This window comes from Pseudomonas sp. NCCP-436 (genome assembly GCF_019656335.1).
Classification (GTDB): domain Bacteria; phylum Pseudomonadota; class Gammaproteobacteria; order Pseudomonadales; family Pseudomonadaceae; genus Aquipseudomonas.
Genome location: NZ_BPLZ01000008.1, coordinates 22,043 through 44,313 on the forward strand (window position 1 = coordinate 22,043; position 22,271 = coordinate 44,313).

Consider the following 22,271-nt stretch of genomic DNA (forward strand, 5'->3'; position numbering starts at 1 on the left):
ATGCCGCATCGCCGAAACCTGCGGAAGTCTCCGCTATCCGTTCAGGGCGGGAATCGGCTGCGAAAGGCGTACCAGTTCCACCTGCCACCAGCTCGGTAGCAGACGGCGTATCTCCGGGCGGGAGAAACGATCGTCGATAAGGTAGAGCACGCCCTGATCCTGCGGCGTGCGGATCACCCGACCTGCGGCCTGTACCACCTTCTGCAGCCCCGGGAACAGATAGGTGTAGTCGTAACCGTCGCCGAACAGCTCGTCCATGCGCTGACGGATTTCCTCGTTGACCGGGTTGAGCTGGGCCAGGCCGAGGGTGACAACGAAGGCGCCGATGAGGCGCTCGCCGGGCAGGTCCACGCCTTCACCGAAGATGCCGCCGAGCACGGCGAAGCCGATACCACGGCCGCCGACTTGAAAACGTTCGATAAAGTCCTGGCGAGCCGCTTCGTCCATTTGCCGCGACTGTGCCCACAGCGGGATTTGCGGATGCTCGTGGCGCAGTTGCTGCAGCACCTGCTCCAGATACTGGTAGCTGCTGAAAAAGGCCAGGTAGTTGCCGGGACGCTCGGCATATTGCTGTGCGATCAACTGGCAGATCGGGGTTAGCGAATCCTCGCGGTCGCGGTAGCGGGTCGATAGGTTGCGCACCACCTGCACGCGCAGTTGCTCGGCACGAAACGGCGAGGCAACGTCGATGCAGCGGGTCTCGGCCGGCAGGCCGAGCAGATCCTGGTAGTAGTGACTGGGGCTCAGGGTGGCAGAGAACAGTGTGCTGCTGTGGGCGTCGGCAAAGCGTGGCCCGAGGAAGGGCGCCGGCAGCAGGTTGCGGATGCACAAGGTCGAATGGCTGCGGCCATTGCCGGTTTCGCTGCGGCTGATATCGAACAGCGAGTGCGGGCCGAAGGTTTCGGCCAGGCGGCAGAACAGCATGGCGTCGAGGTAGAAGCGCAGCAACTCGGCGGCATTGCCTTCGGGCTGATCCGTCAGATGGTCGGTGATGGCGCTGACCGCCTTGCTCAGCGCTGCCAGGAGCAGGTCCGGCACCTGTGGAAAGACTTGGTAAGGCAACGGCTGCTCGCGCTGCAACTGACTCCAGTGACGCTCGACTCGCTCCAGAGGGGCATTGAGTTTGCGCGGAGCCTCCCGGCGCATGGCCCTGAAGCGTGCCTGATCCAGTTCGGCGCTGTACATGCCGCGACCGCGCTCGACCAGGTTATGCGCTTCATCCACCAGCAGGCAGACGCGCCACTGGTTGATCAGCGTCAGGCTGTGCAGCAGGGCGCCGAGGTCGAAGTAGTAGTTGTAGTCGCACACCACGACGTCGCACCAGCGACACAGCTCCTGGCTCAGGTAGTAGGGGCAGACACCGTGGGCAACCGCTATTTCGCGCAGCGTCTGTTGATCCAGCCAGCGTTCTTTCAGCGCAGCGCTGCGCGCCACCGGCAGGCGGTCGTAAAAGCCTCTGGCCAGTGGGCAGGAGTCGCCATGACAGGCCTTGTCCGGGTGTTCGCAGGCCTTGTCGCGGGCCACGTGCTCCAGCACCCGCAGAGGGATCTGTGGATCTGGACGGCGCAGTTGCTGCAGGGCATCGAGTGCCAGGCGCCGCCCCGGGGTCTTGGCGCTGAGAAAGAACAGGCGATCGAGCTGCTGGCCGGGCATGGCCTTGAGTTGTGGAAACAGGGTGCCGAGGGTTTTGCCGATACCGGTGGTGGCCTGGGCCATCAGGCATTCGCCATCACGGGCGGCGCGGTACACAGCCTCGGCCAGTTGCCGCTGACCGTGGCGAAATTCGCCGTAGGGAAAGTGCAGCGCCGTCAGCGCCTGGTCGCGGGCCTGGCGGTGAGCCTGCTCCTGACGCGCCCACTCAAGGTAGCGGCGACATTGCAGCTCGCCGAAGCGGCGCAGCGATTCGGCACTATGGCGCTCGCGGTAGACGGTTTCTTCCTGGCTGAGAACGTTGAAATACACCACCGCCAGCTCCAGCTCCTCCAGCTCCAGCGCCTGGCACAGCAGCCAGCCGTAGACCTTGACCTGTGCCCAGTGCAGCAGGCGGTGATTGGCCGGGATGCGTGCGACATCGCCGCGATGGGTCTTGATCTCCTCCAGCAGGCATTGCTGTGGGTCGAAACCGTCGGCGCGACCACTCAGCGTCAGGCCCTGATAGGCACCGCTCAGCGGTAGCTCGGCGAGGTAGCCTTCGCCGCGGCGGGCCACCACCGTGGCGTGTCCGGCGATGCCTTCAGCAGCCGTCGGTGAGGGCGTGAAGCGCAGGTCGAGATCGCCTTCCTTGGCGGTGAACTCGCATAGCTCGCGTACCGCGACATGCAGGCTCACGTTGCCCACTCCACGTAGCAGACGCTGACCGGCATGCCGTGCTCGGCGCAGAACGCCAGCCAGCGCTTCTGGTTGTCCTGCAGGCGATCGCCCGGGCCTTTTACCTCGATCATTTGATAGCGGCCTTCGTCCGGCCAGAACTGGATCAGATCGGGCATGCCGGCGCGGTTGGCGCGGATGTCGCTCAGCAGTCGGCGGAACCAGGCCTCCAGATGGCTGGCGGGCAGGCAGGCCAGGGCCTGTTCCAGCAGCGTCCTGTCGAGCAGATCCCAATAGACGAAGGGCGACTGAATGCCGAATTTTTCCACGTGGGTGCGGTGCATGGCCTCGCGGTAACTGCCGTCTCCAAGGCGGGCCAGACAGGCATCAAACAGCACCGCGCGACGACTGTAGAAGTCGGCGCGGTACAGGTCGGCCGGCGCACTGTGGAAGGGATGAAAGAAGGCGCCGGGTAGCGGGGCGAAAATCGCCTCCCAGCAGAGCAGACCGAACAGCCCGCAAATCAGTGTGTTTTCCACGTAATGCACTGGTGCTTCAGGGCGCGTCAGGTGGGCGGCTACCGCAAGCTCCACGGAAGGGGCGCTGCCGGCAGGCAGGCTCAAGTGCAGACGGTGTTCAGCCAGGCGGGCGGCTCTGGCCGGTGCCGGCAGGCCGAGGCGTCGGTGCAGGCGAACGCAGGCGCGTTCGGCCAGTTGCGCTTCCTCGGCATTCAGCGGAGCCGCCAGTACCGTTGTGCAAAGCGTTAGGGCTTCGGCGTCACGGCCAAGGCGTTCGAGCACGCGGATCTGCCGTTGGCGCGAGCCCGCTGCGCGGCTGTCGCGATACAGCGTCAGGGCTGAAGCCAGCTCGCCGCTGCGCTCCAGTTGCTGGGCCAGTTGCAGCAGCAGACGCTGGTGACGCTCGTCGATATGTGGGCTGTCACTGTGGAAATCGCCCAACAGTTGCAGCACTTCGGTCACTGGCGCGCCTGTCTCGAAGGCTTCGCGGCAGGCGCGCAGATGCAGGTAGTCGTCGATATCGCGGCGATTGCGAAAACCACGCGATCCTGGGCTGATGGGCACCTGTTCATAGCGGAAGATGCCGAGGTCAGCCAGAACGAATTCGGACCAGTCCTGCCCCAGATTGCCGAAAAACATCAGTCGCAGTCGTTCGCACAGTGGCGCAATGGCCAGGCTCAGCAGGCGCTCGCCAAGGTGCGGGCACCAGTCGGAGAAACGCTGCGGTTCGCGGTATCGGTCGCGCAGCCATTTCAGCAGTGCGCTTTTCTTCAGGTTGCCGGCGGGTAGCTCTGCAGCGAACAGTTGCATCAGCTCGCCCTTTAGCAGTAGGGCGCCAAGCTCGTCGGAACTGAGCAGGGCATCTTCGATCAGCCAGCCGCGCGTCAGCAGAGGTTCGGCTGCCTGGGAAATGTCACCGATCTCGGCATAGTGCAGCCGGCCGGCGCGAAAATGCACACCCTTGCGCATTACCAGCCGCACCAGCAGAGCCTGGGAAACCAGCGGCAGCGCTGGCAACTGGTCGATGAAGGCTTGCTCGGTATCGTCCATCAGGTCGCGGTGATGGGCGTCAAGCCAGTCCAGCGCCTTGCAGAAGTTGGCCAGGTAGTAGAGTTCAGGGGAATCGGGGGTTGGCATGACGTACAGTGTTACTGGTTTTTTATACAGATACCAGTGGCGAGCTGCTGGTGCAATGCAGGCTGGATCGGCGGTGCTTCATCGGCTCGCCCATGGTCGCGGGCGCGACATAGATGCAGATCAATGACAGCTTGCAGGTTGTCGCTAGAATTCCCGGTTTTTGCCTTGCAAGCAGGTGCTCCATGACCTTCCGACCCGAATTGCTGTCGCCGGCCGGCAGCCTGAAGAACATGCGCTACGCCTTCGCCTACGGGGCCGATGCGGTCTATGCCGGTCAGCCGCGCTACAGCCTGCGCGTGCGCAACAACGAGTTTGACCACGCCAACCTGGCCATCGGCATCAATGAGGCCCGTGCCCAGGGTAGGCAGTTCTACGTGGTGGTGAACATCGCCCCGCACAACGCCAAGCTGAGAACCTTCCTCAAGGATCTGGAGCCGGTGATTGCCATGGCGCCGGATGCGCTGATCATGTCCGATCCCGGGCTGATCATGCTGGTGCGCGAGCATTTCCCGCAGATGCCGATTCACCTGTCGGTGCAGGCCAACGCGGTCAACTGGGCCAGCGTCGAGTTCTGGCATCGCCAGGGGCTTTCCCGGGTGATCCTTTCACGCGAGCTGGCGCTGGAGGAGATCGAGGAGATTCGCCAGGCAGTGCCGCAGATCGAGCTGGAGGTGTTCGTTCACGGCGCGCTGTGCATGGCCTACTCCGGACGCTGCCTACTTTCGGGCTACATCAACCGTCGCGACCCCAATCAGGGCACCTGCACCAATGCCTGCCGCTGGGAGTACCGCGCCACGCCGGCAGCGGAAAACGAAACCGGCGATATCGTGCGAATTGTCGAGCCGACCCTGGGCCAGGGCGCGCCCACCGACCAGGCCTTCCTGCTGGAAGAGGCCAACCGCCCGGGTGAGCAGATGGCGGCGTTCGAGGATGAGCACGGCACCTACATCATGAACTCCAAGGATCTGCGGGCGGTGCAGCATGTGCCGCGGCTGGTGGCCATGGGCGTGCATTCGCTGAAGATCGAAGGGCGTACCAAGAGCCACTACTACTGCGCGCGTACGGCACAGGTCTATCGCCGTGCCATTGATGACGCAGTGGCCGGTCGGCCGTTCGATCGCAGTCTATTGCTGGATCTGGAGTCGCTGGCCAATCGTGGCTACACCGAAGGTTTTCTGCGCCGCCACGTCCATGACGAGTATCAGAACTACCAGTACGGCAGCTCTCGTAGTGAACGTCAGCAGTTTGTCGGCGAGCTGACCGGCGAGCGTCGTGGCGAGCTGGCCGAGGTCCGGGTGAAAAACCGCTTCGAAGTCGGCGACCGCGTTGAGTTGATGACGCCGCAGGGCAATTTTCGCTTCACGCTTGAGCATCTGGAAAATGCCCAGGGCGAAGGCATTGGCCTGGCTCCGGGTGACGGCCACCGGGTGTATCTGCCGGTGCCTGTCTCGGCTGATCTGAGCTACGCGCTGCTGGCACGCGATATCGACTGAGGTTGCTCGGCGCTCAGAGCGACAGAGCCTGCTGACGCCGGCGCTGGCTGCTTAGCTGGCGCTCCAGCTCCTGCAGGGTATCGATGCCATGGCGGCGGGCCTTGCTGAACAGCAGCAGGCTCAGTTCGGCGGTGACCAGCGCGTCGGCGCTGGCGTGGTGGCGCTGCTGTACCTGCAGGCCGAAGGTGCTCGTCCATTCGTCCAGGCTGCCGTGGCGTACCTGGGTTTGCGGACAGACCAGCGGAGCGATTTCGGCCACGTCAAAGAAAGGGTGCTGCAAACGGTAGCCCAGACTCTGCTTGAGCGCGGCAGCCAGCATGCGCCGGTCGAACTCGGCGTGGAAGGCCAGTAGCGGGCTGTCTGCGACGAACTCCATGAAATCCAGCAGCGCTTCGGCCGGGTCATCACCGCGTGCCACCTCGCTGGGGGCAATGCCGTGGATCAGGGTGCTGGCGCTGGCCTGGTGATTGGGGCGGTGCAGGGTGCGTTCGAACTGCTGGGCGAAGTCGATGGCTCCATTCTCGATTACCACCGCGCCGATCGACAGTACCTGGTCGCGGCGCAGGTTCAGGCCAGTGGTTTCCAGGTCGAGCACGACGAAACGCTGCTGCAGCAGTGGGCGATCGTCCGGTGCGGCAGGGGCGGGCAGGGTGGCGCGGCGCTCCAGCTGGCGCTGGGTCAAGGCCGGGCCGCGACCGCTGAACCAGATGAACTTGCTCATAACTGATACCTCAGGGCCAGGCTGCTCTGCAGGCGTTGGGCCTGGCGAAAGGACTCACGCAGGATGCGCCGGTCGAGCAGGTTCAGGCTGTCCGGATCCAAACGGTTGGAATAGGGGCGGTTGTCGCGTGCCTGCAACTGATGTTGTTGCATGCGGGTTTGCTGGATGAAGTGATAGGCCTCCTCGAAGGCGGCGCCATCCTGGGTGTCGATCACGCCCCTGGTGACCAGCGCACGCAGGCGTTCGAGGGTGCCGACTGCGCTTACGCCATGGGCCAGGGCCAACAGGCGGGCACCATCGACAAAGGGCGTCAGCCCCTGCACCTTGAGATCAAGGGTGTCCTTGTCGAGGCCGGAGCGGGCCACCACGAAATCCCGGAAGCGCCCGACCGGCGGTCGCTGGCGCAAAGCGTTCTCGGCCAGCATGCGCTGGAACAGGCTGTTGTCGGCCACCTGTTCGAGCAGTTCCTGGCGCAATTGCTCACAGCCTTCGGACGAGCCCCAGATGGCGCGCAGGTCGAAGTAGATGGATGAGCCGAGCAGGTTCTCCGGCGTGGCTTCAAGGACAAAGTTGCGAAAGCGCCGTGACCATTCCAAGCGTGACAGGCACAGCTCGGGGTTGCCGGCCATGATGTTGCCCTTGCACAGGGTGAAGCCGCATTGCGCCAGACGCTGGTTGATCTCTGCCGCCAGTGGCAGCAGGCGTGCGCGGATGGCCTCGGCCTCGGCGTGGTCGCCAGCCTCGAACAGGATGCCGTTGTCCTGATCCGTGTGCAGGGTCTGTTCGCGGCGCCCCTCGCTGCCGAAGCACAGCCAGGTGAAGGGCACGCCGGGGTCGCCCATGTCTTCCAGGGTCAGCTCGATGACCCGGCACACGGTGTGATCGTTGAGCAGGGTGATGATGTGGGTGATCTGCGTTGAGCTGGCGCCATGGGCTAGCATGCGGTCGACCAGCAGGCGAATATCGCCGCGCAGTCCGGCCAGAGTTTCCAGCTTGCCGGCATGACGGATGGTGCGGGCCAGATGCACCAGATCGACACGCTGCAGGCTGAACAGGTCGCGTTCGGATATCACTCCGCAGAGCTGATCGTTTTCCACCAGGCAGACGTGCGCGATATGCCGTTCGGTCATGGCGATGGCGGCATCGAAGGCGCTGTCCCCCGGTGCCAGGAAGAAGGGGCGCGGAGTCATCAACCGGCTGATCGGCTGGCTCAGGTCAACGCCGTCGGCTACCACCCGGCGCAGGTCGCGCAGGGTGAAGATGCCCAGCGGCCGGCGCTGCGGATCGACGATGACGATGCTCCCTACGTGCTGTTCGTGCATCAGGCGCACGGCGTCGCACAGAGGGGTTTGCGGGGGGCAGTTGATGGGCTGACGCATGGCCAGTTCGCCCAGGCGGGTGTCCAGCGAGTACTGGGCACCGAGGCTTTCCACAGCGCGCAACTGCACCTGCTGATTGACCTGATCGAGCAGGCTGCTGACACCGCGCAGGGCAAAGTCGCGCAACGGATTGGAAAGAGCGAACAGACGGACGAAGGCGGCCTTTGGCAGCAGCAGGCAAAAGGTATCCTCGGCGGCCAGGTGTTCGGTGCGGGTGGCGCGCTCGCCGATCAGCGCCGCCAGCGGGAAGCATTCGCCGACGGTGATCTCGAAGGTGGTTTCCGTGCCGCGTTGTGCCGAGTGCGGTCGCTCGCCGTGCACCCGGCCCTGCTTGACGATATAGAAGTGCTCAACCACGCCGTCGTCGGGCCTGATGATGGATTCGCCGGCGTCGTAGAAACGCAGCTGGCAGTTTTCCACCAGATAGGCCAGGTGGGCGATGTCCATCTGGTTGAAAGGCGGAAACTTCTGCAGGAACTCCATTGTGCCATGGATGTTCTGTTTCACGGCCGTCACGCCCGCCTGGTTGATTGCATTCGTTGAGCTCATGGCCGGTCCGAAGCGTTTCTATGACGCTTAGGCTCTGCCCAAAACACTCGAATTTCCATTGGACGTAAGTCTATGCGTTGAGCGAGGCACTGTGTGATCAGGAATGCATCCAGGACGGAACCTGAGTCTGTCCCTTCGCTTCCGCCAGTCCTGCTGAGTGCCTGTGCGGCGGACTTTGGCGGTTCAGGCAAAGGCCATTTTCAGTTCAATGATTTGAGCTTGTTACAGGGGGTCGGTGCATTTCGTCAGGATGATGTCAAAAAAATGTTCAATTTGGTGCATAATTTGGAATTACGTCAATAATGTGTCGTTAGGGTGAGAGGTGCTTTCACATAGTGATGGCGCCTTCACAAGGATGTTTGCGGTGTTTTCAGGTTCCAGACTAAGGTTCGCGGATCGGATTCGCGGGCATGGCTTTTTGTTTTTCCGATTCCCTGCTTTCTGTTTTTCGATTCTGGCTGCGCAGGCGGCGCAGGGACAGGACGCCTACGACGTGCTGCTGGAAAAGGCCCGCGCAGGTGACTATGCGCCGGCACTGAATTTCCTGCGGATGCAGGCGCAGCCGTCTTCCGGGCGTTTTCAGATCGATCACGTGCTGATTGCCGGCTGGGCTGGCGAGGATGCGGAAGTCACGGATGTGTACGAGCAAATTCGCGATGAAAGCATTCTGTCGGCTGATGCGCTGGCCACAGTGGCCCGTGCTTACCGTAATCAGAAGCTCTGGCAGCATGCCCTGGATACTTACCGTGAGGGTATCCGGCGTTATCCCGCACATGAGGGACTGCGCCTTGGGCAGGTGATGACCCTGGCAGACGCAGGCCAGGTGAGTACTGCGATAGAGCGTGGACAGACATTGCTGAGGCAGGCACCGGCGAATCCGGATCGACGCTTGGCACTGGCCTACGCTTATGTGGCCGATGGGCAGCGTTTTGCCGCTCACACAGAGCTGGATCGGGCTTTGAGCCTGGCCCCGGAACGTCAGGACGTACTACGCGAATACCTGTTCAGCCTGCAGCGTTTGGGGATGCCGCAACAGGCACTGGAGCTGCAGGCCCGCTATCCCGGAATACTGACGGCCGCACAGATTCGTAGCCTGCAAGGCGATGCACTGGCCGAGCAGGTACGCCTGGCTGACCTGCCTACTCGTGCCGAGCATGAGCGATACCAGATCGCCGGGCGCGCGCTGGCACAGGCGGAAAAACTCTCGGGGCAATGGCAGAAGCTGCCCGAGGCGCAGGATGACCTTTTGCGCTTGCGCATCGATCGTCTCGGCGCATTGCATACGCAGCAGCGCATGAGCGATGTGCTGGAGGAGTACGAGCAGCTTCAGCGTGCAGGGGTTGAACTGCCCGACTATGCGCTGCGCTGGGTCGCTTCGGCGGCGCTGTTTCTGCGTAAGCCCGAGCTGGCGGCGAGTCTCTATGAACAGGTGGTTGCCGGAGAAACCGACAAGCATCCGCTATGGATGGAGGATCAGCGTAGCCTGTTCTATGCCCGTACTGAAAGCGGGCAGTTGGAACAGGCCAGGTTGCAGGCCGAAGCGCTGGCGCAGACCCAGTCGCCTCAGCGCTATCTGCAGGGCAATCCGGAGCCGCTGCCGAATGCCAACTGGCTGGATGTGCAGGTGCTCAGGGCGGCGGGGCTGATTCAGGTCGATGAGCTGCCAGAGGCTGAGCGCTTGCTGAGCGATATGCTGGCCACGGCGCCCAACAATACGGTTCTGCGTACCACGCTGGCAGGCCTGTATCTGGAGCGCGGCTGGCCGCGGCGTGCGGAGGACGAGTTGAAGGTAGCCGAGAGCACGGCTCCGCGTGATGTCCGGCTGGAGGTTGAACAAGGCTTTGCCGCTCTGGATTTGCAGGAGTGGCGACAGCTGGATCTGCTAACTGACGATGTTCTGGAGCGCTATCCGGAGACCTTGCCTGTGCAGCGTCTTGAGCGTCTGCGCGATATCCATCGAATGGCCGAATTGCGTGTTTCCGCTTATCGCGGTCAGGGCTCTGGCAGTGCAGTTTCCGGCGGGCATGACCTGGGCATCGATACGCTGCTCTACAGCCCTCCCATCGCTCAGGACTGGCGTCTTTTTGCCGGTGCCGGTTATGCCAAGGGCGATTTTGATGAGGGTACGGCCCATCACCGCTGGCAGCGGGCTGGGCTGGAGTGGCGTGTGCGCAACCATACCGTGGAGGCCGAATTTTCCCGGCATGACTTCGATCATGGGGATAAGCCGGGCTTTCGTCTTAGCGGCATACACGACATTGATGACCACTGGCAGTACGGCTGGAGTGCGGAGTACTTGTCGACACAGACGCCTCTGCGGGCGCTGAACTCGGACGTGACTGCCGACAGCCTGAGCGGCTACCTCCGCTGGCGTGCTGATGAGCGCCAGGAGTGGCGCTTGTCTGCCAATGCCGTCAATTTCAGTGATGGCAATGATCGTTTCGGCCTGGTGCTGGATGGTTATAAGCGTTTTTACACGCAGCCGACCTGGAATGCCGGTTGGGGGCTTGAGCTGGCGGCCAGTCTCAACAGCAGCGATGACGACGTTCCTTATTTCAACCCCAAGAGCGAGCTGGCGGTAATGCCGAAAGTACGGCTGCAGCACACCCTGCACCAACGTTACGAAACACGTTGGACTCAGCATGTCGAGCTGGGGGGCGGTGCCATCTATCAGCGTTATTACGGTACTGATCCGGCAGCGCTGATTAGCTACGGCCAGCGTCTGAGTCTGGATGACCGATTCGACGCCGGCTTGGGCCTCTCCGCCCTGAGTCGTTCCTACGATGGCGATCGGGAACACGAAATTCGCCTGCTGTTCGACCTCAACTACCGCTTCTGAGGATTCAAGGATGGTAACTCTCTGCCGTAGCGCACTCATAGGACTGGCGCTGCTGATGCTCAATGCCTGCGCCGTCGAAGCTCCGCCGTTCACGCCGCCGAGCGAACGTCCGCTGGCGCCAGGTGAACAGCCCTGGCCCAAGGGCAAACTCTTGGCGCTGACCTACCATGATGTCGAGGACGGCACGGCTGATCAGGCTTTCATGTCAGTGCGTACTGCCAAGCTGATCGAGCAGTTTGCCTGGCTCAAGGCCAACGGCTATCAGGCTGTTTCAATCGATCAGGTTCTGGCCGCACGCGCGGGCGGGCCGGCCTTGCCCGAGCGGGCTCTATTGCTGTGCTTTGACGATGGTTACAGCAGCTTTTACGAGCGCGTCTGGCCGATTCTCAAGGCCTATCAGTGGCCGGCGGTACTGGCTCCGGTTGGCATCTGGGTGGATGCGCCGGAAGGCCAGACTGTCGACTTCGGCGGACTGCCGGTTGAGCGCGGGCGCTTTCTGACCTGGGAGCAGGTGCGTGAAATATCCCGCTCCGGGCTGGTCGAAATCGCGGCTCATACCAATGCCATGCACTACGGTGCGCTGGCCAATCCGCAGGGTAATCAACAGCCGGCAGCCGTTACCCGTATCTATGATCCGCAGAGCAAGCGCTATGAGAGCGATGCCGAGTACAAGAGTCGGGTGACTGGCGATGTTCGCCGCATCAGCGACAAGATCGCTGCCGCCACCGGGCGGCCGCCGCGTGTCTGGGTGTGGCCATACGGTGCAGCCAGTGGCACCGCTCTGAGCATTCTGGATGAAAACGGCTATGAGCTGGCGCTGACCCTCGAAGATGGCCTGGACAGTATGGACAGTCTCTATGGCGGCGCACGCCAGTTGATCGCTAACGATCCGGAAATCAGCAGCTTTGCCCAGCAGGTTATGACTGTCGAGGACAAGCCGATGATTCGCGTGGCCCATGTCGATCTGGATTATGTCTACGATCCGGATCCACAGCAGATGGATGCCAATCTGGGGGAGCTGGTTCAGCGTATTGCCGACATGCGAATCAATACCGTGTTCCTGCAGGCATACGCGGATCCGCAAGGTGATGGCCTGGTTCGGGAGTTGTATTTCCCCAATCGCCACCTGCCGGTTCGCGCCGATCTTTTCAATCGTGTGGCCTGGCAGTTGCGTACTCGCGCCAAGGTAGAGGTTTATGCCTGGCTGCCGGTTCTGAGTTTCGAGCTGGGATCAGAGTTGCAGCGGGTCGAGCGCTGGAACAAGGACGGCAGCATTGAGGTCAGCGATGAGCATTACGTTCGTCTGTCGCCCTTCGACCCCGAGGTGCGTAAGCAGATTGGCGAGATCTACGAAGACCTGGCCCGTTACGGCAACTTCCAGGGGGTGCTGTACCACGACGATGCCGTGCTCAGTGACTTTGAGGACGTCAGTCCGCCTGCGCTGGCGGCATACCAGCGTGCCGGGTTGCCGGGTGATGTGCAGCAGCTGCGTGGCGACGAAGAAACACTGTGGCGCTGGAGTCGTTTCAAGAGTCGCTACCTGATCGACTTCACCAAGGAACTGACGCAAAAGGTTCGCGCCATTCGCGGGCCACAGGTGAAAACGGCACGGAACATGTTCGTACAGCCGATCCTCAACCCACAGAGTGAGGCCTGGTATGCGCAGAACCTCGATGACTTCCTCGAGACCTACGACTGGACGGCGCCAATGGCCATGCCGTTGATGGAGGGCGTGGCGGTCGAGGACTCCAAACCATGGCTGGATCAACTGGTGCAGCGGATTGCTTCGCGTCCCGGCGCACTGGAGCGGACGGTGTTCGAGTTGCAGGCGCGTGACTGGAATATCGATGGCGGTGTACCGGTCGACAGCGAATTGCTCGCTCAGTGGATGCGCCGCCTGCAGTGGAACGGTGTGCGTAGCTACGGCTATTACCCGGACGATTTCGTCAATGATCAGCCGCGCCTGCTGAAGATCCGTCCTGCAATTTCCAACGCCTGGGACCCATTGCCATGATCGATCGTATTTATGCGTTGCTGATCCTGTGTGTCGTGCTGGGGGCTCCTTTTGGCGTTGCTCTGAGCCTGACCGGAGACGTGCTGCTGGACTTTGTCTTTCTTTATCCGCTGTTTATGTCGGCCTTGTGGATTGCCGGTGGCCTGTACTTCTGGCTGCACTGGGAGCGGCATTGGCCCTGGTCGCGGGATGACAGCGTCGCCCCGCCGAGCTTGCCGGGCGATCCGTTGGTTTCGATCCTGATTCCATGTTTCAACGAGGGCGACAACGCCCAGGAAACCATTGCAGCGGCAATGGCCCAGCGGTACACCAACATCGAAGTCATCGCCATCAATGATGGTTCGCGGGACAACACCGGCGAGGTGCTTGATCGCCTGGCCAGAGAGGATTCGCGTCTGCGTGTGTTGCATCTGGCGCAGAATCAGGGCAAGGCCGTGGCACTGCGCATGGGCGCGCTGGCCGCACGTAGCGAATATCTCGTCTGTATCGACGGCGATGCGCTGCTGGATCGGGACGCGGTTAGCTACCTGGTTGCACCACTGCTCGAAAATCCGCGTTTGGGGGCCGTGACCGGTAATCCCCGTATTCGTACCCGCTCCACGCTGATTGGCCGGATTCAGGTTGGTGAGTTTTCTTCGATCATCGGTCTGATCAAGCGTACTCAGCGTGTCTACGGCCGGGTCTTTACCGTATCCGGCGTGATTGCCGCGTTTCGGCGCAAGGCGCTGGATCGTATCGATTACTGGAGCCCGGACATGATCACGGAAGATATTGATGTGAGCTGGAAGCTGCAGCTGGATCACTGGAGCATCTTCTATGAACCGCGTGCCCTATGCTGGATCCTTATGCCGGAAACCCTGCGGGGGTTGTGGCGGCAGCGCCTGCGCTGGGCGCAGGGGGGGGCGGAGGTGCTGCTGAAAAATATCGGCAGTATCTGGGAGTGGCGCTATCGCTACATGTGGCCGTTGCTGATGGAATTCAGCCTGTCGGCCATCTGGGCCTTCACGTTCGCCATGTCGATAGGGTTCTGGCTACTGGGGCATGTGATCGAGTTGCCGGTCAACCTGCAGGTTGAGCGGATCATGCCGCCAGCCTATACCGGCCTGGTTTTGGCGACGGTGTGTCTGTTGCAGTTTGCCGTCAGCCTGATGATCGAGCGGCGCTACGAGAAGGCGCTGTTCAGTTCGCTGTTCTGGATCATCTGGTATCCGATGGCGTTCTGGATGATCACCCTGTGCACCACTCTGGTGAGCTTCCCCAAGGTCATGCTCAAGGGCAAGAATCAACAGCGGGCCCGCTGGGTCAGCCCGGATCGTGGCATCAAAAGGAGCTGAGCAGCATGACATTACTTATTCGTACCCAGCAGCACTGGCTGCCGCGTTGTGTGGATGTACTGCTTACCGTAATTGCCTGGATTGGTTTTGTGGGGCTGGTTTATGCCGGTATTCGCGAGATGGCGGACGCTGTTCCGCTGGAGCAAAGGCTGATCGAGTCGGAGATATTGATGAGTACGCTGGAAACCCTGCTGGTCTATCTGCTGGGCGGCGTGCTGATTGCTGCGCTACTGCTGTTCTGGGCCAAATACAATCAACTCAGGGCCCGTCGCTACACGCGGCGTCAATGCCCGGGCAGACTGTGTGTCGACGGCCTGTCCGGAAGTTTCCGCGTGGCGCCGGAAGTTATCGAAACCTTGCATGGCGGACAGGTGTGGATTCTCCATCATCATGAGCACGGTGATCTGTCAGCCATTGAAATGCCGGGCAAGGGTATTGTACTGACGGCCGATGCGCAGCAGCAGACGGCCGGCGACACCGGGCGCTAGCAGGATATTCCTTTCCCCGTAGTGGCGAGCGTGCTGACTGGCCCATAAAAAAACCGCCCCGAAGGGCGGTTTTTTATGGTTGCTGGATATGTCAGCGAGCGTTGCGCGCCTTGAACTCGCGGCGACGACGGTGCAGTACCGGCTCGGTATAGCCGTTGGGCTGCTTGGTGCCTTCGATCACCAGTTCCAGTGCCGCCTGGAAAGCGACGTTATTGTCGAAGTCCGGAGCCATGGGGCGGTACAGCGGGTCGCCTGCGTTCTGCCGGTCGACCACCGGGGCCATACGCTTGAGGCTTTCGACCACCTGTTCCTCGCTGACGATGCCATGGCGCAGCCAGTTGGCCAGCAGCTGGCTGGAAATGCGCAGGGTGGCGCGGTCTTCCATCAGGCCGATGTCATTGATGTCCGGCACCTTGGAGCAGCCGACGCCCTGGTCGATCCAGCGCACCACGTAGCCAAGGATGCCCTGGGCGTTGTTATCCAGCTCGTTGCGGATTTCCTCATCGCTCCAGTTGGTGTCCTTGGCCAGCGGGATGGTCAGGATGTCGTCCACCGAGGCCGGAGCACGCTTGGCCAGCTCGGCCTGACGAGCAGACACGTCGACCTTGTGGTAGTGCAGGGCGTGCAGGGTGGCGGCGGTCGGCGAGGGTACCCAGGCAGTGTTGGCGCCAGACAGTGGGTGAGCGATCTTTTGCTCAAGCATGGCTGCCATCAGATCCGGCATGGCCCACATGCCCTTGCCGATCTGTGCGCGGCCCCGTAGGCCCGTGGCCAGACCGACGTCGACGTTGTTGTTCTCGTAGGCGCCGATCCAGGTCTCGCTCTTCATTGCCGCCTTGCGCACCACCGCGCCGGCTTCCATGGAGGTGTGGATCTCGTCACCGGTGCGGTCGAGGAAGCCGGTATTGATGAATACCACGCGCTCGCTGGCGGCTTTGATACAGGCCTTGAGGTTGACGGTGGTGCGGCGCTCCTCGTCCATGATGCCGACCTTCAGGGTGTTGCGCGGCAGACCGAGCACATCCTCGACACGGCCGAACAGCTCGGTGGTGAAGGCCACTTCTTCCGGGCCGTGCATCTTCGGCTTGACGATATACACGCTGCCGGTACGGCTGTTCTTGCGGCTGGTGTTGCCGTTGAGGTTGTGGATGGCGATCAGGCTGGTGAACAGCGCATCCATGATCCCTTCCGGCAGCTCGTTGCCCTGCTCGTCGAGGATTGCCGGGTTGGTCATCAGGTGGCCGACGTTGCGCACGAAGAGCAGGGATCGGCCGTGCAGGGTGAGTTCGGAACCGTCGACCCTGGTGTAGACGCGATCCGGGTTCATGGTTCGGGTGAAGGTTTTGTCGCCCTTGGTCACTTCCTCAGCCAGGTCGCCTTTCATCAGGCCCAGCCAGTTGCGATAGACCACGACCTTGTCGTCGGCGTCGACTGCCGCTACGGAGTCCTCGCAGTCCATGATGGTGGTCAGGGCGGCTTCCATCAGCACGTCCTTGACCCCGGCAGCGTCGGTCTGGCCGATGGGGCTGTTCGGGTCGATCTGGATCTCGAAGTGCAGGCCGTTGTGCTTGAGCAGCACGGCGATCGGAGTGGCGGCATCGCCCTGGTAGCCGATCAGTTGGGCTTCGTCACGCAGGCTGCTGTTGCTGCCGTCCTTGAGGCTGACGACCAGGCGGCCGCCAACGATGGCGTAGCCGGTGGCATCGGCATGGGAGCCAGTGGCCAGCGGCGCCGCCTCGTCGAGGAAGGCGCGGGCGAAGGCAATGACCTTGTCGCCACGAATCCTGTTGTAGCCCTTGCCTTTTTCGGCACCGCCTTCCTCGCTGATCACGTCGGTACCGTACAGTGCATCGTACAGCGAGCCCCAGCGGGCATTGGAGGCGTTCAGGGCGAAGCGGGCGTTCATCACCGGAACTACCAGTTGCGGGCCAGCCAGGCGGGCGATCTCGTCATCGACGTTGCTGGTGGTTACCTGGAAGTCGGCAGGCTCCGGCAGCAGATAGTCGATCTCCTGGAGGAAGGCTTTGTAGGCAGCCGCGTCATGGGCCTGCCCCTTGCGGGCCTGGTGCCAGGCATCGATCTGCGCCTGCAGTTCGTCGCGCTTGGCCAGTAGAGCGCGGTTCTTCGGTGCCAGATCCTGGAACACCGCAGCGGCACCAGCCCAGAACTTGTCGGCAGCGACGCCGGTACCGGGGATGGCTTCGTTGTTAACGAAGTCGTACAGGGCTTTGGCGACCTGCAGGCCACCGACTTGAACGCGTTCAGTCATCACTTGCCTCACTCTCTGAGCTTTACTCAATAGCCGCTTCGGGGACGGAGTCGCCGTCTTGTAGTCCGAGGCGCGGCATACTACATCAAGATCCTGGGAAAATGCAGTGGGGGTGCGTCAGTCTGCGACCGGCAGAGAGGCTGTGGTCACTTTTAGTACGCAATGTATGCAAAATTCTGTCATATTGTCCCATAAAATTAGTAAAAACGTACACGCATAAATGAATTGAGGCTGACAGTTCAGCCAATATGCACTAGCGCCGTTTGCCTATACTGGATGAGACACTACCGGAGTCCATCCCATGCACGTTAATCCCGCTGCGCCTGCTGATCTCGATACGCTGGTGCCACTGTTTGCTGCCTACCTGCGCTTCTATCGCGTTGTGCGCAGCGAGGCAGAGGTTGCCCGGTTCCTTGGCGAGCGTCTGGAGCGGGGGGATTCGCGGCTGTTCGTTGCCTGTAACGAAGCCGGGGCAGCGCTGGGATTCGTCCAGCTGTATCCCTTTCATGCCTCGCTGGAACTGAAGTCGGCCTGGCTGTTAAGTGATCTGTATGTCGATGAGGCGGCCCGTCGTCGTGGTGTGGGCGAGGCCCTTATGCAGGCTGCCCGGCGCCATGCCGAGGCCAGTGGAGCCTGCGGCCTGCAGCTGGAGACGGCCGCATCCAACCATCAGGCGCAGCGTCTCTACGAGCGACTAGGCTATCGGCGCGACACGGTTTTCCATACCTACTGGCTGGCACTGGGCAACTGAAAGGCGCCGGACAAATGCGAAGCGAGGGCAAACAGATGGATCATCTCGTATTGACGGTAATCGCTGAGGATCAGCCGGGGCTGGTCGAGCGGCTGGCCGGCTGCGTTGCAGCGCATGGCGGCAACTGGCTGGAGAGCCGCATGGCGCGCATGGCCGGGCAGTTCGCCGGCATCGTGCGGGTGGATGTGCCGGTGGCGGCGCACTTTGGTCTGGCTCGTGCGCTGGAAGGACTCGGGGCAATGGGCATCCGTGTACAGCTGGCGCCCAGCGGCAGGGAGCCGCAACGCCGGTTCAGAGCAATACGCCTGGAGCTGGTGGGCAATGATCGGCCTGGCATCGTGCGTGACATAAGCCGGTTGCTGGCCGAGCAGGGTGTCAATCTGGAAAATCTGCTTACTGATGTGGCGCCGGCTCCGATGAGCGGTGAAATGCTGTTCAGTGCCCAGGCTCTTCTGGCGGTGCCGGAGAGTCTGACGCTGGAAGCGCTACAGGCGCAGCTGGAGAGTCTGGCCGACGATTTGATGGTGGAGTTGAACCTGCGTCAGGATGAAGCGGGTAGTGGGACGGGTTGAAACCGGATATCCACGGCAGACGTGGATCAGTCTGTGGACAAGCTGGGGAGTGCCGCGGCGCTGGCAGCTGTTCCGCGGCTTTCCGTCGTCTGGCTGAAAAAACAGCACAATCAATAGGTTGTCTACAAAGGTGAGTGAATCTGTGTGCGTGGATGAGGCCGCAGTCGCGCCATGGCGGGCGCAGCCTTCTCTTGCCGGAGGATTTGCGGACAGCCTTCAGGCATTGGTCTGTTTTCGCAGGCTGCGCCAGATATCCAGACTGTATACGGCCAGGCCTGCCCAGATGAAGCAGAAGGACACCAGGGTGGTATGGTCGAAGTGCTCGTCGAACAGGAAGATCGCCTGCAGCAGTACCAGCGTCGGGGCAATGTATTGCAGGAAACCCAGGGTGGTGTAGGGCAGGTGTCGGGCCGCGGCGTTGAAACACACCAGCGGGATCAATGTCACCGGGCCTGCGGCGATCAGCCACAGTGCCTCAGAGGTGCCCCAGAAGCTCAGCTGAGTGCTGCTGGCAGCCGGGTGCAGCAGCAGCCAGATCAGTGCAGCCGGTAGTAGCAGCCAGGTTTCCACTACCAAACCGGGCAGCGCAGCTACCGGGGCCTGTTTACGGATCAGTCCGTAGAACGCGAAGGTCAGCGCCAGTACCAGGGATACCCAGGGCAGGCTGCCGACCTGCCAGACCTGCTGCATGACGCCGACTGCAGCCAGCGCAACGGCCAGCCACTGCAGGCGGCGCAGGCGCTCGCCGAGCAGCAGCAGGCCGAGCAGTACGTTGACCAGTGGGTTGATGTAGTAGCCCAGGCTGGCTTCCAGCATGCGATCGTTGTTCACCGCCCAGACATACACCAGCCAGTTGCTGGCGATCAACGCGCCACTGCCGGCCAGTACCAGCAGCCGGCGTGGATGGGTACGTAGTTCACGCCACCAGCCAGGGTGTTTCCAGACAAGCAGCAGAGCAGCGCCGAAAAGTGCCGACCAGAGGATCCGGTGGACGATGATCTCCAGTGCCGGAACGCTTTGAATAGCCTTGAAATAGAGGGGGAACAGGCCCCAGATGACGTAGGCACTGAGGCCCAGGATGTAGCCGCGCTGCGGATTGGCGGTGGACATCGGAGATCCTTGGTGGGTCGCTAACGGAAGCTGCAAAATTCTAGTGGCTGGCCCCGGTGCTGTCTGTGGCAGCAGGTACTGTCTGGCGTCAGGTGTGCGGAAAGCTGTAACGCAGATTTTACGTGTTGCCGGCAACTGTACAGGTGTCCTTGAAGCTTCAGAATAGTCGCAGTGGCTCCTCGTCGAGCGCGGCTAGCTGCTCGCGAAGGGCCAGAATCTGCTCGCCCCAGTAGCGTTCCCCGGCAAACCAGGGAAAGGCCAGTGGGAAGGCCGGGTCGTCCCAGCGCCGGGCAATCCAGGCGCTGTGGTGGAGCAGGCGCAGCGCCCGCAGTCCTTCGATCAGCGGCAGCTCGCGGGCGTCGAAGTCATGGAATTCCTGATAGCCATCGACCAGCTCGGCCAACTGGCCCAGGCGTTCTTGGCGTTCACCGGCCAGCATCATCCACAGGTCCTGTACAGCCGGCCCCATACGGCAGTCATCCAAATCGACCATGTGGATACTGTCGTCACGGCACAGCAGATTGCCCGGATGGCAGTCGCCGTGCAGGCGGATAGGTGTGTAGTGGATGCGGGCGAAGAGTTTGTCGAGGCGCTTGAGAAGGTCGCGCGCCACGGACTCGTAGGCCGGCAGCAGAGCAGCCGGAATAAAGCCGCCGTCCAGCAGAAAGGCCAGAGCGGCATGGCCGAAACTCTGCACTGAAAGGGTTTCGCGGTGGACAAAGGGACGGCTGGCTGCGATCGCATGCAGACGTCCGAGCAGTTGCCCGAGGCGGTATAGCTGATCCGGGTTGCCTGGCTCCGGTGCCCGGCCGCCGCGCCGCTCAAACAGGGCGAAGCGAAAGCCGGCTTGCTCGAAAAGAGTTTCTCCGTCGTGCCGCAGGGGCGCCACTACGGGGATTTCATGCTCGGCCAGTTCGTGACTGAAAGCGTGCTCCTCAAGAATCGCCGCGTCGCTCCAGCGATCCGGCCGGTAGAATTTGGCGATCAGCGGCGCCTTGCCTTCTATACCGACCTGGTAGACGCGGTTTTCATAGCTGTTGAGTGCCAGCACACGGGCATCGCTGAGATGGCCGAGGTTTTCGACGGCGTCTAGTACCAGATCCGGGGTGAGGCTGGAGAAGGGGTGGCTCATGTCTGGCTCCGCGCGGGTGGGGCTACAGTCTAGCGGCTTATGTCATCAGGGCAGGGTACCAAGCAGCACCTGGACGGGCGAAAAGCAGGCACGGATCAGGGTGCCAGTATTCAGCCTCAGGGCGTTGAGTCTCGGCGGATCGACCAGCGCACACAGGGTCTGGCCGCTGGCCATGGCGATCCGCACTTCGACGGGGCCGTTGTCAGCATTGAGGATCTGCATGACCCGGCCTTCGAGCTGGTTTAATCCAAGAGGAACGCTCTCTTCCGGAGCCTGCAGGTGTAGCCAGCCGGCCTTGATCAGGGCCACCACGCTGTTGCCGGGGGCCAGCTGCAACTGTTCGGTACTGGCATGGGTGATCTGAGCTATCAGGTGGGGGCCGCCGCTTAACTCGATATCGATCAGGTCATTGTGTCCCAGGGGGCGGACTTCGCGTACCCGGCCGCTCAACTGGTTGCGGGCGCTGGTGCGCAACATCAGACGGCCGAGCAGTTGCAGGTCGGCATCGTCGTCCAGACTCTGCAGCAGCTGCGTCTGTATCGACTGCAAGCGTTGATGCAGGGCCAGCAGGCGTTCGCCGGCCGCTGTCAGCCGTGCGCCACCGCCGCCTTTGCCGCCTACGCTACGGCTGACCAAGGGCTGCTCTGCGAGGTTGTTCAGCTCGTCGATGGCGTCCCAGGCTGCCTTGTAGCTGAGTCCGGCGGCCCGGGCTGCACGGGTGATGGAGCCCTGCACGGCGATCTGTTCCAGCAGTGCCAGGCGCTTGGGGCGCTGGCCGAGTAGTTGGGCGAGTGAGCTAAGCGATGACATGTGGCTGTGAACGACAAACGGGGGTGGCGGCACAGTGGGCGAGCTTGCCCGGCGCGTCAAGTCAGATGTCTCCGGGGCGCGGGGTGCGCGCCAGACAGTAAAGATCAATTCGCGCCGCACCAGCCTGGCGCAGCAGGCGCGCCAGTGCTTCGGCCGTGGCACCGGTGGTCATTACGTCGTCGACCAGCGCCAGGTGACTGCCCGCCAGCGAGCCAGTGCTGCCCAGGGTGAAGGCACGGCGTAGATTGCGTTTGCGTGAGGCGGCATCCAGACCCTGTTGCGCCGGTGTTTCCTGATGCCGTTGCAACCAGTTGCCGTGAGCCGGCAGCTGCAGTCTGGCACCGAGCCAGTCGGCCAGCATCTGAGCCTGATTGAATCCCCGCTGACGTTGCCGCAGACGCGCCAGGGGAACCGGCAGCAAGGCCTGAGGGCGCGGCAGGTTTTCCGCATAGGCGTGCAACAGGTGTTCAGCCAGCAGTTCGGCAAGCAAGCGACCATAGGGCCAACGCGCCTGGTGCTTGAAACGGTTGATCAGGCTGTCCACCGGGAAAGCATAGCGCCAGCAGGCCTCGACGCGGGTAAAGGTCGGGGGATGCTTCTGGCAGTTGCCGCAGATCAGTCCGTCAGCTGCTAATGGCAGTGCGCAGATCCGGCAGTGCGCGCCAAGCCAGGGTAATTCGGCCTCGCAGGAGCTGCACAGATCCCTCTGCGCATGGTCGGCGGCTTCGTCACAGAGCTGGCAGCGACGTTGCTGCCGCAGCCAGGGCAGGCGTGATAGGGAGCGAAAGGCGAGAACGGACATGGCAGGCTCATCCTTGAGCAGCGACGGGTTTGATCCGAGCCTAGCA

Annotated in this window: 16 protein-coding genes; 7 read left to right on the plus strand and 9 right to left on the minus strand. The window is 62.2% G+C overall.

The genetic code is table 11. The annotated features are described in order from the left end of the window. Window positions 1-33: 33 nt before the first annotated feature. Both NCCP436_RS10335 and NCCP436_RS10340 read right to left on the minus strand, forming a co-directional pair. A complete protein-coding gene (locus NCCP436_RS10335; protein ID WP_220803920.1) occupies window positions 34-2,328 on the minus strand; it encodes an ATP-dependent DNA helicase in 2,295 nt (764 codons plus the stop codon). Beyond that, on the minus strand, window positions 2,325-3,962 hold the full coding sequence (locus NCCP436_RS10340; protein WP_220803921.1) for a VRR-NUC domain-containing protein: 1,638 nt from the start codon (window positions 3,960-3,962) through the stop codon (window positions 2,325-2,327). The genes NCCP436_RS10335 and NCCP436_RS10340 overlap by 4 nt, the downstream gene beginning before the upstream one ends. A 182-nt stretch (window positions 3,963-4,144) precedes the next feature. On the opposite strand from NCCP436_RS10340, the gene yegQ reads away from it, so the two are divergent. Continuing rightward, a complete protein-coding gene (gene yegQ, locus NCCP436_RS10345; protein ID WP_220803922.1) occupies window positions 4,145-5,455 on the plus strand; it encodes a tRNA 5-hydroxyuridine modification protein YegQ in 1,311 nt (436 codons plus the stop codon). Window positions 5,456-5,468: 13 nt separating this feature from the next. Here yegQ and NCCP436_RS10350 read toward each other — a convergent pair whose 3' ends face one another. Both NCCP436_RS10350 and NCCP436_RS10355 read right to left on the minus strand, forming a co-directional pair. Then, a complete protein-coding gene (locus NCCP436_RS10350) occupies window positions 5,469-6,176 on the minus strand; it encodes a PolC-type DNA polymerase III (RefSeq protein WP_220803923.1) in 708 nt (235 codons plus the stop codon). Further along, window positions 6,173-8,104, minus strand: a complete 1,932-nt coding sequence (locus NCCP436_RS10355) for a putative nucleotidyltransferase substrate binding domain-containing protein (RefSeq protein ID WP_220803924.1) — start codon at window positions 8,102-8,104, stop codon at window positions 6,173-6,175. The genes NCCP436_RS10350 and NCCP436_RS10355 overlap by 4 nt, the downstream gene beginning before the upstream one ends. A 355-nt stretch (window positions 8,105-8,459) precedes the next feature. On the opposite strand from NCCP436_RS10355, the gene pgaA reads away from it, so the two are divergent. Genes pgaA through pgaD form a run of 4 tightly spaced genes read left to right on the plus strand, consistent with a single transcriptional unit; the run spans window position 8,460 to window position 14,779 of the window. Continuing rightward, complete coding sequence (pgaA, locus tag NCCP436_RS10360; protein WP_259651483.1) at window positions 8,460-10,943, plus strand: poly-beta-1,6 N-acetyl-D-glucosamine export porin PgaA; 2,484 nt, start codon at window positions 8,460-8,462, stop codon at window positions 10,941-10,943. A gap of 10 nt (window positions 10,944-10,953) precedes the next feature. Then, complete coding sequence (pgaB, locus tag NCCP436_RS10365; RefSeq protein ID WP_220803926.1) at window positions 10,954-12,957, plus strand: poly-beta-1,6-N-acetyl-D-glucosamine N-deacetylase PgaB; 2,004 nt, start codon at window positions 10,954-10,956, stop codon at window positions 12,955-12,957. Then, a complete protein-coding gene (pgaC, locus tag NCCP436_RS10370) occupies window positions 12,954-14,291 on the plus strand; it encodes a poly-beta-1,6-N-acetyl-D-glucosamine synthase (RefSeq protein WP_220803927.1) in 1,338 nt (445 codons plus the stop codon). The genes pgaB and pgaC overlap by 4 nt, the downstream gene beginning before the upstream one ends. Before the next feature lie 5 nt (window positions 14,292-14,296). Then, the gene (gene pgaD / locus NCCP436_RS10375; RefSeq protein ID WP_220803928.1) at window positions 14,297-14,779 is read left to right on the plus strand and encodes a poly-beta-1,6-N-acetyl-D-glucosamine biosynthesis protein PgaD; all 483 of its coding nucleotides are present in this window, start codon (window positions 14,297-14,299) and stop codon (window positions 14,777-14,779) included. 91 nt (window positions 14,780-14,870) lie between these two features. On the opposite strand, the gene NCCP436_RS10380 is transcribed toward pgaD, so the two are convergent. Beyond that, window positions 14,871-17,048, minus strand: coding sequence for a malate synthase G (locus NCCP436_RS10380; RefSeq protein ID WP_220803929.1), 2,178 nt, complete (start codon window positions 17,046-17,048; stop codon window positions 14,871-14,873). Window positions 17,049-17,349: 301 nt separating this feature from the next. Here NCCP436_RS10380 and NCCP436_RS10385 point away from each other — a divergent pair, with 301 nt between their 5' ends. Continuing rightward, window positions 17,350-17,799, plus strand: a complete 450-nt coding sequence (locus tag NCCP436_RS10385; protein ID WP_220803930.1) for a GNAT family N-acetyltransferase — start codon at window positions 17,350-17,352, stop codon at window positions 17,797-17,799. Between the two features lie 35 nt (window positions 17,800-17,834). Then, window positions 17,835-18,371, plus strand: coding sequence for a glycine cleavage system protein R (locus NCCP436_RS10390; protein ID WP_220803931.1), 537 nt, complete (start codon window positions 17,835-17,837; stop codon window positions 18,369-18,371). 216 nt (window positions 18,372-18,587) lie between these two features. Here NCCP436_RS10390 and rarD read toward each other — a convergent pair whose 3' ends face one another. From rarD to NCCP436_RS10410, 4 genes are all read right to left on the minus strand, one after another. Beyond that, entirely contained in the window at window positions 18,588-19,481 is an 894-nt protein-coding gene (rarD, locus tag NCCP436_RS10395; RefSeq protein ID WP_220803932.1) for an EamA family transporter RarD, read from the minus strand. Window positions 19,482-19,638: 157 nt separating this feature from the next. Then, window positions 19,639-20,613, minus strand: a complete 975-nt coding sequence (locus NCCP436_RS10400) for a serine/threonine protein kinase (protein ID WP_220803933.1) — start codon at window positions 20,611-20,613, stop codon at window positions 19,639-19,641. A 45-nt stretch (window positions 20,614-20,658) separates the two neighbouring features. Further along, entirely contained in the window at window positions 20,659-21,423 is a 765-nt protein-coding gene (locus tag NCCP436_RS10405; protein WP_220803934.1) for a TOBE domain-containing protein, read from the minus strand. A 61-nt stretch (window positions 21,424-21,484) separates the two neighbouring features. Beyond that, window positions 21,485-22,225: a ComF family protein gene (locus NCCP436_RS10410; protein ID WP_220803935.1), complete on the minus strand. Its 741-nt coding sequence runs from the start codon at window positions 22,223-22,225 to the stop codon at window positions 21,485-21,487. Window positions 22,226-22,271 lie beyond the last annotated feature (46 nt).